This window comes from Pseudomonas pharyngis (genome assembly GCF_021602345.1).
Taxonomy (GTDB): domain Bacteria; phylum Pseudomonadota; class Gammaproteobacteria; order Pseudomonadales; family Pseudomonadaceae; genus Aquipseudomonas; species Aquipseudomonas pharyngis.
Window position 1 is genome coordinate 43,162 of sequence record NZ_BQID01000024.1, and the last position, 10,035, is coordinate 53,196.

Annotated in this window: 11 protein-coding genes; 5 read left to right on the top strand and 6 right to left on the bottom strand. The window is 59.7% G+C overall.

The window, feature by feature from the left end; all coding sequences use genetic code 11:
- Positions 1-9: 9 nt before the first annotated feature.
- Both ssuD and msuE read right to left on the bottom strand, forming a co-directional pair.
- A complete protein-coding gene (ssuD, locus tag L6D74_RS28420; protein ID WP_236191424.1) occupies positions 10-1,155 on the bottom strand; it encodes an FMNH2-dependent alkanesulfonate monooxygenase in 1,146 nt (381 codons plus the stop codon).
- Between the two features lie 10 nt (positions 1,156-1,165).
- Positions 1,166-1,729, bottom strand: a complete 564-nt coding sequence (gene msuE / locus L6D74_RS28425) for an FMN reductase (RefSeq protein ID WP_007955830.1) — start codon at positions 1,727-1,729, stop codon at positions 1,166-1,168.
- A gap of 389 nt (positions 1,730-2,118) precedes the next feature.
- Here msuE and L6D74_RS28430 point away from each other — a divergent pair, with 389 nt between their 5' ends.
- From L6D74_RS28430 to L6D74_RS28445, 4 genes are all read left to right on the top strand, one after another.
- Positions 2,119-2,388 carry a hypothetical protein gene (locus L6D74_RS28430; RefSeq protein ID WP_064598197.1) on the top strand — a complete coding sequence of 90 codons (270 nt, stop codon included), beginning with the start codon at positions 2,119-2,121 and terminating at the stop codon, positions 2,386-2,388.
- 101 nt (positions 2,389-2,489) lie between these two features.
- Positions 2,490-3,104, top strand: a complete 615-nt coding sequence (locus tag L6D74_RS28435) for a LysE family translocator (protein ID WP_236191425.1) — start codon at positions 2,490-2,492, stop codon at positions 3,102-3,104.
- A 206-nt stretch (positions 3,105-3,310) separates the two neighbouring features.
- Complete coding sequence (locus tag L6D74_RS28440) at positions 3,311-4,477, top strand: aminotransferase class V-fold PLP-dependent enzyme (RefSeq protein ID WP_236191427.1); 1,167 nt, start codon at positions 3,311-3,313, stop codon at positions 4,475-4,477.
- Between the two features lie 55 nt (positions 4,478-4,532).
- Positions 4,533-6,341 carry an aminopeptidase P family protein gene (locus L6D74_RS28445; protein WP_236191430.1) on the top strand — a complete coding sequence of 603 codons (1,809 nt, stop codon included), beginning with the start codon at positions 4,533-4,535 and terminating at the stop codon, positions 6,339-6,341.
- Positions 6,342-6,430: 89 nt separating this feature from the next.
- Here the strand turns inward: L6D74_RS28445 and L6D74_RS28450 are convergent, their stop codons facing one another.
- Positions 6,431-7,021 (bottom strand): 2-hydroxychromene-2-carboxylate isomerase, encoded by a 591-nt coding sequence (locus tag L6D74_RS28450; RefSeq protein ID WP_236191432.1) that lies wholly within the window; start codon positions 7,019-7,021, stop codon positions 6,431-6,433.
- A gap of 33 nt (positions 7,022-7,054) precedes the next feature.
- Positions 7,055-7,783 (bottom strand): SDR family oxidoreductase, encoded by a 729-nt coding sequence (locus L6D74_RS28455; protein WP_064598189.1) that lies wholly within the window; start codon positions 7,781-7,783, stop codon positions 7,055-7,057.
- Positions 7,784-7,873: 90 nt separating this feature from the next.
- On the opposite strand from L6D74_RS28455, the gene L6D74_RS28460 reads away from it, so the two are divergent.
- A complete protein-coding gene (locus tag L6D74_RS28460; RefSeq protein WP_236191434.1) occupies positions 7,874-8,443 on the top strand; it encodes a TetR/AcrR family transcriptional regulator in 570 nt (189 codons plus the stop codon).
- 10 nt (positions 8,444-8,453) lie between these two features.
- Here the strand turns inward: L6D74_RS28460 and L6D74_RS28465 are convergent, their stop codons facing one another.
- A complete protein-coding gene (locus L6D74_RS28465) occupies positions 8,454-8,735 on the bottom strand; it encodes a hypothetical protein (protein WP_064598185.1) in 282 nt (93 codons plus the stop codon).
- Between the two features lie 168 nt (positions 8,736-8,903).
- The gene (gene rhtA, locus L6D74_RS28470; RefSeq protein WP_064598184.1) at positions 8,904-9,791 is read right to left on the bottom strand and encodes a threonine/homoserine exporter RhtA; all 888 of its coding nucleotides are present in this window, start codon (positions 9,789-9,791) and stop codon (positions 8,904-8,906) included.
- Positions 9,792-10,035: the final 244 nt, after the last annotated feature.

The following is a 10,035-nucleotide window of genomic DNA, read 5'->3' on the forward strand; positions in this document are numbered from 1 at the left end:
CGATCTTCCTCAGGCGTTGGCTTTGGCGGGCAGTACATCGTTGGCGATCATTTCGCCGAACGGCCCGGTGAGGTTGGTCACGCCGCGTCCGGCCAGGCTCGCGTACGGCTCGGGCAACAGCGGGAAGACCAGCTCGGCAAAGCGGTAGGCCTCCTCGAGATGCGGATAGCCGGAGAAGATGAAACTCTCGATGCCCAGATCCGCGTACTCCTTGATCCGCGCTGCCACTTGCTGCGGATCGCCGACCAATGCGGTACCGGCACCGCCGCGCACCAGTCCGACGCCGGCCCACAGGTTGGGGGCGATTTCCAGGTTGTCGCGGCGTCCGTCGTGCAGAGCGGCCATGCGCCGCTGGCCTTCGGAGTCGAAGCGGGAAAAGGATTTCTGCGCGGCTTCAATGGTTTCGTCGCTGATGTGCTCGATCAGTTTGTCGGCGGCTTTCCAGGCCTCTTCGGCGGTCTCGCGCACGATCACGTGCAGGCGAATGCCGAACTTCACCTTGCGCCCGTGGCGGGCGGCGCGTTCACGCACGTCGGCGAGTTTCTCGGCGACGGCGGCCGGTGGTTCGCCCCAGGTCAGGTACACGTCGACCTGCTCGGCGGCCAGATCGTGGGCCGCGTCGGAGGACCCGCCGAAGTACAGCGGCGGATAGGGTTTCTGCACCGGCGGATACAGCGCCTTGGCGTTCTGTACCTTCAGGTGTTTACCTTCGAAATCTACCGCTTCGCCTTGCAGCACCCGGCGCCAGATCTTGAGGAATTCATCGGTGACTTCGTAGCGTTCGCTGTGGCAGAGGAAGCTGCCGTCGCCACGGTTTTCGTCCGGATCGCCACCGGTCACAACGTTGATCAGCAAGCGGCCGTTGGACAGTCGATCCAGGGTCGCGGCCATGCGCGCCGAGACGGTCGGCGAGATGATTCCCGGACGGATCGCCACCAGATAACGCAGGCGTTCGGTGAGCGGCACCAGCGCCGAGGCGATCACCCACGAATCCTCGCAGGAACGACCGGTGGGAATCAGTACGCCGTAGTAGCCGAGGCTGTCGGCGGCTTGCGCCACCTGCTTCAGGTAATTGAGGGTGACCGGGCGCGCGCCTTGGGTGGTGCCCAGATAGTGACCGTCGCCGTGGGTCGGCAGGAACCAGAAAACATCCATGAACAGCTCCTCAGGCGATTTTCAGCAACGGTTTGATGTGAGTGCCGAACAGCGGCGCGGCGCGTTCGGCGGCCAGACGGATGCGCGCCTTGAGCGGTTCGCTGGTGATCTGGTAGTCGGCGAAGTCAGCTTCGGTGGCGTACACGCCGATCGGCAGGGTCACGGCCTGGAAGAAACTGAACAGTGGGCGCAACTGGTGATCGAGGACCAGCGCATGGCGTTCGCTGCCACCGGTGGCGGCGAGCAGCACTGGTGTGTCGATCAGCGCATTCAGGTCGATCAGGTCGAACAGATGCTTGAGCAATCCAGGATAGGAACCGCGATAGACCGGCGCGGCGACGATCAGCAGGTCAGCCTGTTCGATGGCTTGCAGCTCGGCTTCGATCTCGGCCGGCAACTCCTGACGCGACAGCGCGGCGCCAAGTGGGCGGGCGATGTCGCCGAGTTCGATCAGATGACTCTCGACCGGCAAGTGCCCGGACAATTCGGCCAGCAGGGCCTGGGTCAGCACCAGGGTGCGGGACGGACGCCAGGTTCCGCCGGACAGGGCGACGACTTTCAGTGGACGCGACATGGTCAGTTCCTTTTTCAACAGTTGCTCGACGAGCAGTGAGTAGTCACTGGAGCAGAGCAAGCGCTGTACCAATTCCTGTAAGGCCCGTATTCAGGGGCTTTGAGCGTTGTCGGCGGCTGTGCTCGTGTGACTTTCAGGCGGGTTTGTTGAACCGCTGTTGCCTGGGAAACAGTTGCTGGAGCAACAGTGCCGAACGCGATGAAGGATTTATAAAGGCTGACTGTTATTCCGTAAAAGACTGTTAATTGATATTGATAGGCCTTATAGGAATATACAAAGCGAATCCTGCCCGAATTCTGATAGCCACTATTGAGAGCGTTGATTTCTGCCAAAGCGTGCCCGGGCGTAGCCTTTCTCCATCGACCCACACTGCTCGCCAGGACGCTCCCATGAATCGTTTACTGACTGTTTCCCTGATGCTCGCTGTCTCCGTTCTCGCTGGTTGCGCGAGCCACGTTTCTCCGGAACTGCGCCCTTACACGGCGGAAGAAACCCGCGAACTGGCGCTGGAAAACTTGAACCGCAGCGGCTTGTCGTTCGAGGAATACCACGCGAAGAAAGCCCAACTGCTTGGCCAGCCACAGAAGACTTTCGGGTTTGATAACAAGGGTGAGATGAGCGCCGAGCGGGCCGTACAGCTGCACGGTCGTCCTAGCTGATCGCTAACTGTACTGCTCGAAGTTTTATCCAACTGTCCGTGGGTTTGCGCGGCGCCGTGGGATAGGGTCAACACCTGAATGACCCTGACGGACTGCCTGCCATGACCCTCTCGCTCGACCTGTTGCTGGGCTTCGCCCTGTTTGCCCTTGTCACCTCGATCACACCGGGGCCGAACAACACCATGTTGCTGGCATCGGGCGTGAACTTCGGTTTCAACCGCACCATCCCTCATATGCTTGGCATTACCTGCGGCTTCTTCGTGCTGGTGGTGGCGGTGGGTTTTGGCCTGGGCGCGGTATTCCAGACCTATCCGCTGCTTTATACGATCCTGCGTTATGTCGGCGCGGCGTACTTGCTGTACCTGGCATGGAAAATCGCTCACTCCGGCCCGGTCGGCGACAGCGAGCAGGGCGAGGCGAAACCGATCAGCTATCTCGGCGCGGCAGCCTTCCAGTGGGTCAACCCCAAGGCGTGGATCATGGCCATTGGTGCCATCAGCACCTACACGCCGATGCAGGGCTATTTCACCAACGTGATCGTGATTGCGGCGGTGTTCGCCATCATCAACCTGCCGAGCGTCGGCGTCTGGGCGGCGTGCGGGGCCTTGCTGCGCAACGTGCTCAAGGATCGCCGCTGGTTGCGGCTGTTCAACTGGGGCATGGCAGCGCTGCTGGTGATTTCGCTGTATCCGTTACTCCTTGAAAGCTTTAGCTGACGCAGCGCTACAACCGCCGGCCCGATGCCTGTTAAAGTCGCGTTCAGGAGCGTTCCTACGCACTTTTAAATGAAGTTGTTCTTCTTTAACAGCCTCCGATCAGGTATTGATGACGCTCTCGAACCCGGACGCAGCTCACAAGGCTGCGTCGTGCCGTTTGCAGACACGAGCCTCCTGATCCCGGAACACGCTCTGCGAGTCTTTTTATGAACACACGTCCGCTGTATTTCGATTACGCCGCCACCACCCCGGTGGACGAGCGGGTCATCCAGGTGATGATCGAGTGTCTGGGTTTCAACGGTAATTTCGGCAACCCGGCTTCCAGTTCCCACGCCTTCGGCCAGCAGGCCCGGCAAGCGGTGGAGAACGCTCGCCGGCAAGTCGCCGAACTGGTCGGCGCCCAGGCGCAGCAGATCGTCTGGACCTCCGGCGCCACCGAATCCAACAACCTTGCACTGAAAGGCGTGGCCCAGGCCCGTGGTATGTCCGGCGGGCACATCATCACCAGTCAGATCGAACACAAGGCTATCCTCGATACCGCCCGGCAATTACAGGATGCCGGTGTCGCCGTGACCTATCTGGTGCCCGACGCCGAAGGCCTGATCACCGCGCAAGCGGTCAGCGAAGCGATGCGTGAAGACACCTTTCTGGTGTCGCTGATGCTGGTCAACAACGAACTCGGTACCGTCAACGACATCCCGGCCATCGGCGAAGTGGTGCGTGGGCGCGGGGCGTTGTTCCACGTCGATGCGGCCCAGGGCGCCGGCAAGGTCGTGATCGATCTGGCGCAATGGCCGGTCGATCTGATGTCGTTTTCGGCGCACAAACTCTACGGGCCCAAAGGCATCGGTGCGCTGTACGTCGGCCCGCGTGCGCAACAGCGTTTGCAGGCGCAGATTCACGGTGGTGGGCACGAGGGCGGCTTGCGTTCCGGTACGCTGGCGACTCACCAGATTGCTGCCATGGGCTCGGCGTTTGCCCTGGCCGCCGAGGCTTTCGATGACGAGAAAAAGACCATCGTCGCGCTGCGCGAGCGACTGCTCGAACAACTCTTGAGCCTGCCCGGCGTGCGCCTTAACGGCAGCAGCACCCAACGTATCCCGCACACCTTGAGCCTGACCTTCAGCGAAGGCGAGTTCAACCCGGTGGCGCTGAGCCATTCGATCGCGTTTTCCGCGACTTCGGCCTGCAATTCCGCCAGCAACGCGCCGTCCCACGTCTTGCTGGCATTGGGGCATGACGCGCACCTGGCCGGCCGTACCATTCGCCTGAGCCTCGGCCGTTTCACCACCGCCGAGGACATCGACAAGGCTGTAGAACTGATCAAGACCGCCTGCGCCAGTGCTCCGGCATTCTGGGCGACAGGACTTTAACCAGCCGACCTGACGGCTACGAACAATAACGATGCAGTGATTGGCAGGAGACATGATGAGTACCCAGACTTTGACCGAAGGAACGGTTCCCCAGCGCCTCGCGCACACCCGTGAATTGATGCGTCGCGAAGGTATCCATGCGTTGCTGGTGCCGTCCGCCGACCCGCACCTGTCGGAATACTTGCCGGGTTACTGGCAGGGCCGGCAATGGCTGTCGGGGTTCCATGGCTCGGTCGGCACGTTGATTGTCACCAACGATTTCGCCGGGGTCTGGGCTGACAGCCGTTACTGGGAACAGGCGACCAAGGAACTCAAGGGCAGCGGTATCGAACTGGTGAAACTGCAACCGGGTCAGCCGAGCCCGCTGGACTGGCTGGCCGAGCAGACGCCGGAAGGTGGCGTGGTCGCGGTCGATGGTGCGGTGATGGCCGTCGCGTCGGCACGTACGCTGGGCAGCAAGCTCGAAGCCCGGGGCGCCAGTCTGCGTACCGACATCGACTTGTTGAAGGAAGTCTGGAGTGATCGCCCGGCGCTGCCGAACGCGCCGATCTACCAGCACCTGCCACCGCAGGCGACTGTCAGCCGTGGCGAGAAACTCGGCAAACTGCGCGAGACTTTGCAGGAACGCGGTGCCGACTGGCACTTCATTGCCACCCTCGACGATATCGCCTGGCTGTTCAACCTGCGCGGCGGCGATGTGTCGTTCAACCCGGTATTCGTTTCCTTCTCGCTGATCAGCCAGCAACAAGCCACGCTTTTTGTGGCACTGAGCAAGGTCGATGCTGAGCTGCGCGCAGTGCTGGAAAAAGACGGCGTGGTCCTGCGCGATTACAGCGAAGTCGCTGACGCCTTGCGGGCGATCCCGAGTGGCGCGAGCCTGCTGGTGGATCCGGCGCGGGTCACCAGCGGTCTGCTGGATAACCTCGACACTGGCGTGAAACTGGTCGAAGGCCTGAACCCGACCACACTGGCCAAGTCGCAGAAGAGCCTGGCGGACGCCGCACACATCCGTCAGGCGATGGAGCAGGACGGCGCGGCGCTGTGCGAGTTTTTCACCTGGCTGGATTCGGCCTGGGGTCGTGAGCGCATTACCGAACTGACCATCGACGAAAAACTCACCGCCGCCCGGGAGCGTCGCCCGGATTATGTGTCGCTGAGTTTCAACACCATCGCTGCGTTCAACGCCAATGGTGCGATGCCGCACTACCACGCCACTCCGGAAGAACACGCAGTGATCGAGGGTGACGGCTTGCTGCTGATTGATTCCGGTGGCCAATACCTGGGCGGTACCACCGACATTACGCGGATGGTGGCGGTCGGTACGCCGAGTGAAGAGCAGAAACGTGACTGCACTCGGGTGTTGAAGGGCGTGATCGCCTTGTCCCGCGCGCATTTCCCGAAAGGCATTCTGTCGCCGTTACTGGATGCGATTGCCCGTGCGCCGATCTGGGCCGAAAACGTGGACTACGGTCACGGCACCGGTCACGGCGTGGGCTACTTCCTCAACGTGCATGAAGGTCCGCAGGTGATCGCCTATCAGGCGGCGCCGGCGCCACAAACCGCTATGCAGCCTGGAATGATCACCTCCATCGAGCCGGGCACTTATCGTCCGGGCCGCTGGGGTGTGCGGATCGAGAACCTGGCGATGAACGTTGAAGCGGGAAGCAGTGAGTTCGGCGAATTCCTCAAGTTCGAAACCCTGACCCTGTGCCCGATCGACACTCGCTGCCTGGAGCCCTCGTTGCTGACGCAGGAAGAGAGGCAGTGGTTCAACGCCTATCACGCCGAAGTGCGCGAGCGCCTGAGCCCGTTGCTTGATGGCGCGGCGCTGGATTGGTTGAACACCCGTACTGCCGCTATTTAACAGGTTGAAGCTCGGGCGCTGCGGCCAGCGCCTGGGTTATGAAGTCGACAAACGCGTTGACCCAGGCGGACTGGTGTGGTTGTGGAGATTTAGCGCAGGGCTTCCACAACGAAGTCGAGCCGGTCCTGACCGAAGAACAACTGATTGTCGATGAACATGCTCGGCGCACCGAAGACGCCACGCTTCACGGCGGTTTCGGTGTTGTCCTTGAGCGTAGCCTTGACCGCTTCATCGTTGGTCAACGCCAGTACTTCTTCAGGATTGAAGCCATGTTCGGTCAGCACGGCGGCAACTGTTGCCGGCTCATCGAGGGCGCGGCCTTCAACCCACAGCGCTTTGAACAGGCAATCGATGAATGCCAGGAAGCGATCCGGATAACGCAGTTGAATGCCTGTGACCGCGCGCATCAACATCAGGGTATTGATCGGGAAATGCGGGTTGAATTTCAGGGGCACGCCGTAGCGTTTGGCGTAGCGGTCCAGGTCCTGAAACATGTAACGACCCTTGGCCGGGATCATTGCCGGCGACGCGTTGCCGGTGGCTTTGAAGACGCCGCCCAGCAATAACGGAATGTAGATCAACTGGCTGCCGGTTTCAGCGCAGATTTTCGGCAGTTGGGTATACGCCAGGTAGGTGGCGGGGCTGCCGAGATCAAAATAGAACTCCACGGTTTTGCTCATGTTCGCTGCACTCTGTTTTTGTTCTTGGTGGGATTACCAGCGTTCGTTCCACGGGCGCAGATCCAGCTCGAACGTCCAGGCGTCCCGTGGCTGGCTATGCAGATACCAGTAGTTCTCGGCAATGTGTTCGGGGTCGAGGATACCGTCCTGATCTTTGGTGGCATATTTGTCAGGGAAGTTGTCGCGGATGAAATCGGTATCGATGGCACCGTCGACCACAACGTGGGCGACATGAATGTTCATCGGGCCGAGCTCTCTGGCCATGCTTTGTGCCAGAGCCCGGATACCGTGCTTGGCTCCCGCGAATGCGGCAAAACCCGAGGCGCCCCGCAGACCAGCGGTGGCACCCGTAAACAGGATCGTGCCGCGACGGCGGGTCACCATCCGTTTGGCGACTTCCCGGGCATTGAGAAACCCGGAGAAACAGGCCATCTCCCAGATCTTGAAATACTTGCGAGCGGTTTCTTCAAGAATGCTGCAGGGCACGTTGGCGCCGATGTTGAAAACGAATGCTTCAATCGGTCCGAGGCGGGTTTCGATATCTTCAATCAGCGCAATTACGTCTTCTTCCTTGCGCGCATCGCAGGCAAAACCGTGGGCTTCACCGCCGTCCATCTGAATGGCTTCCACCAAGGGCTGTAATTTGTCGGCGCTGCGCCGCGTGACGCAAGCGATGAAACCTTCTTTGGCAAACCGCCTAGCAATGGCGCCGCCCGTGGCGTCACCTGCGCCGACAACCAACACGACCTTCTTGTTATTCATGGGTGGATCCCTTTAGTAAACGATCGTTAAGTGAACGAACGTTATGCTAGGATTTGCTCAGCGTCAAGGCACTCAATGTGAGGACAGAACATGCGGTATTCCGCCGGTCATAAGCTGGAAACCAAAGAAAAGCTCCTGCAAAGCAGCTCGTTGTCTGCGAAAAAAAATGGGTTTTCATCAATGGGCGTCGATGGTCTGATGAAGGCGATCGGCCTGAGTGGGGCGGCGTTTTACAGCCACTTCTCGTCCAAGGATGCTCTGTTCGCGGCTATCGTCGAGCGCGAGTTATGCCAGAGTCTGGAGCGGTTGGGCGGGCAGGGTGCGCAGGATCGCGAACGGCTGGAGCGGTGCCTGAAGCTGTATCTGAAAATGGCTCATGTCGAGCAGCCTGAACTGGGCTGTGCATTACCGGCTCTGGGCGCCGAGATTGCGCGGTCGGACGTCGTTGTGCGGGAACAGGCTGAGCTGTGGATTTGCAAGCTTCAGGAGAGTTGGGCGCAAATTCTGGAAAGTGACAGCCTGGCCTGGGCAATTCTGTCGCAATGCGTCGGGGCACTGGTGGTGTCGCGTATGCTGGCGTCGCCCAGGATTCAGCAGCGGGTGCTGGATTCCTGTCGTGAAGAGATCGGGATCCAGCTCGCCGCTTCGCGAACGCAGTAGGGGCGATGATTTATTTGCAGATGACGATCATGCTGCGGCTGGTATAGCCGGCGGGGTTGAGGCCAAAGGGATAATCACCTGGCTCTTCTACGGTGTCGCCAGATTTTGCAATGACCTTGTAGCCCTTCGGCGCGCAAGAGTTCGCGGCGCTGGCGTAGCACTTGTCCCAAGAGGAGGACAACCCCGAACAGTTGATGTGCAGCCCTTTCTTGCCGTGTTTTACGTGGGTCTTCGACGTCGCCGCGCAGCCCGCAACGGCGAGTATGGCGATCAGTATCAAAATTCGTTTCATTACCATCCTTATGGCCGCCTCGAGTCTGACGCTCGGGTCTGCCTGTATGCGCTCTCGCTTGAAGCGTTCCGATATCCCTATCCGAAAAAATCCATGTCTGGCATTGGGTTGCGAGGCTAAACATGGCCTAAATGAACGCCAATTGCCAGACCTTCGTAAAATCCTCTTTCAATCTGCCGCGATGGCGGGTTTAGAGGTGCTGCCCATCGTCATGGTTGCTCCTACGGAGGCCAGAATAATGCACAGGATCGCCATCCATTGTGACAAAGAGAGGTATTCCTGAAGGAAAAGCAGACCCGAGAGTGCGCCGAAGGCCGGTTCGATGCTCATAAGCGTGCCAAAGGTGCGGGCGGGCATGCGGGTGAGGGCGACCATTTCCAGTGTGTAGGGGAGAGCTGTGGAAAGGATCGCGACCCCGATAGCGATGGGGATCAATGCGGGTGTCAGCAGTGCGCTGCCGGCGTGGACGATGCCTATGGGGGCGACGAACAGAGCTGCGATCATCACACCAAGTGCCGCAGTGGTCACGCCGTTATCTGCGCCGGCCTTCTGGCCAAACAGGATATACAACGCCCAGCACGCGCCGGCTCCCAGCGCATAACCTGCACCGACCAGATCGATACCCGTTGCCGTGGCGCCGGTCGGTATCAACAGCAACAAGCCGATGGCAGCCAGGGCAATCCAAAGAAAGTCGATCGCGCGACGCGAGGCATAGATAGCGACTGCCAGCGGACCCGTGAACTCCAGCGCGACTGCGATGCCGAGCGGAACGGTGCGCAACGACATATAGAAAAGGAAGTTCATGCCGCCTAGTGCCATCCCGTAGATAATCACTGTGCGCAGTGATTTGGCTGTCAGCTTCGCTCTCCAGGGTTTGAGCAATAACAGCATGATCACGCTGGCGAAGATCAGGCGAAGGGTAGTAGTACCTTGGGCTCCAACGATAGGGAACATGCTTTTGGCCAGCGAAGCGCCGGACTGGATTGATGCCATGGCTATTAATAGCAGGCCAACCGGGAACAGAGTTGAGGCAAGGCTGCGAGGTTGATCGTTCATTGCGTGGCATCATCCGAAGAGTAGCTGTTGTATTGGGCAATATAGTGCGCACTCGCCAAGCCCCCGTCTATAAAGAAGCGGTCTTTTTCCTTCTCTTGATAGGAAACTCAAATTAATGGTTGACGGCAGATTCTGAGTCTCTATAATTCGCCCCACTTCCGGCGCAGTCGAAACGGAAAACTCCTTGAGATTCAATGAGTTAAGTAGGTTTCGATAGTGGATCGCTTCAGTTCATCGAAGCCTG

Excerpts from the sequence above, each read along its gene's own strand:
- ssuD (WP_236191424.1), bottom strand. The coding sequence starts at position 1,155 with ATGGATGTTTTCTGGTTCCTGCCGACCCACGGCGACGGTCACTATCTG.
- L6D74_RS28465 (WP_064598185.1), bottom strand. The coding sequence starts at position 8,735 with ATGAAACGAATTTTGATACTGATCGCCATACTCGCCGTTGCGGGCTGC.
- L6D74_RS28430 (WP_064598197.1), top strand. The coding sequence starts at position 2,119 with ATGAATCGTTTACTGACTGTTTCCCTGATGCTCGCTGTCTCCGTTCTC.
- rhtA (WP_064598184.1), bottom strand. The coding sequence starts at position 9,791 with ATGAACGATCAACCTCGCAGCCTTGCCTCAACTCTGTTCCCGGTTGGC.
- msuE (WP_007955830.1), bottom strand. The coding sequence starts at position 1,729 with ATGTCGCGTCCACTGAAAGTCGTCGCCCTGTCCGGCGGAACCTGGCGT.
- L6D74_RS28460 (WP_236191434.1), top strand. The coding sequence starts at position 7,874 with ATGCGGTATTCCGCCGGTCATAAGCTGGAAACCAAAGAAAAGCTCCTG.
- L6D74_RS28450 (WP_236191432.1), bottom strand. The coding sequence starts at position 7,021 with ATGAGCAAAACCGTGGAGTTCTATTTTGATCTCGGCAGCCCCGCCACC.
- L6D74_RS28445 (WP_236191430.1), top strand. The coding sequence starts at position 4,533 with ATGAGTACCCAGACTTTGACCGAAGGAACGGTTCCCCAGCGCCTCGCG.
- L6D74_RS28440 (WP_236191427.1), top strand. The coding sequence starts at position 3,311 with ATGAACACACGTCCGCTGTATTTCGATTACGCCGCCACCACCCCGGTG.
- L6D74_RS28435 (WP_236191425.1), top strand. The coding sequence starts at position 2,490 with ATGACCCTCTCGCTCGACCTGTTGCTGGGCTTCGCCCTGTTTGCCCTT.
- L6D74_RS28455 (WP_064598189.1), bottom strand. The coding sequence starts at position 7,783 with ATGAATAACAAGAAGGTCGTGTTGGTTGTCGGCGCAGGTGACGCCACG.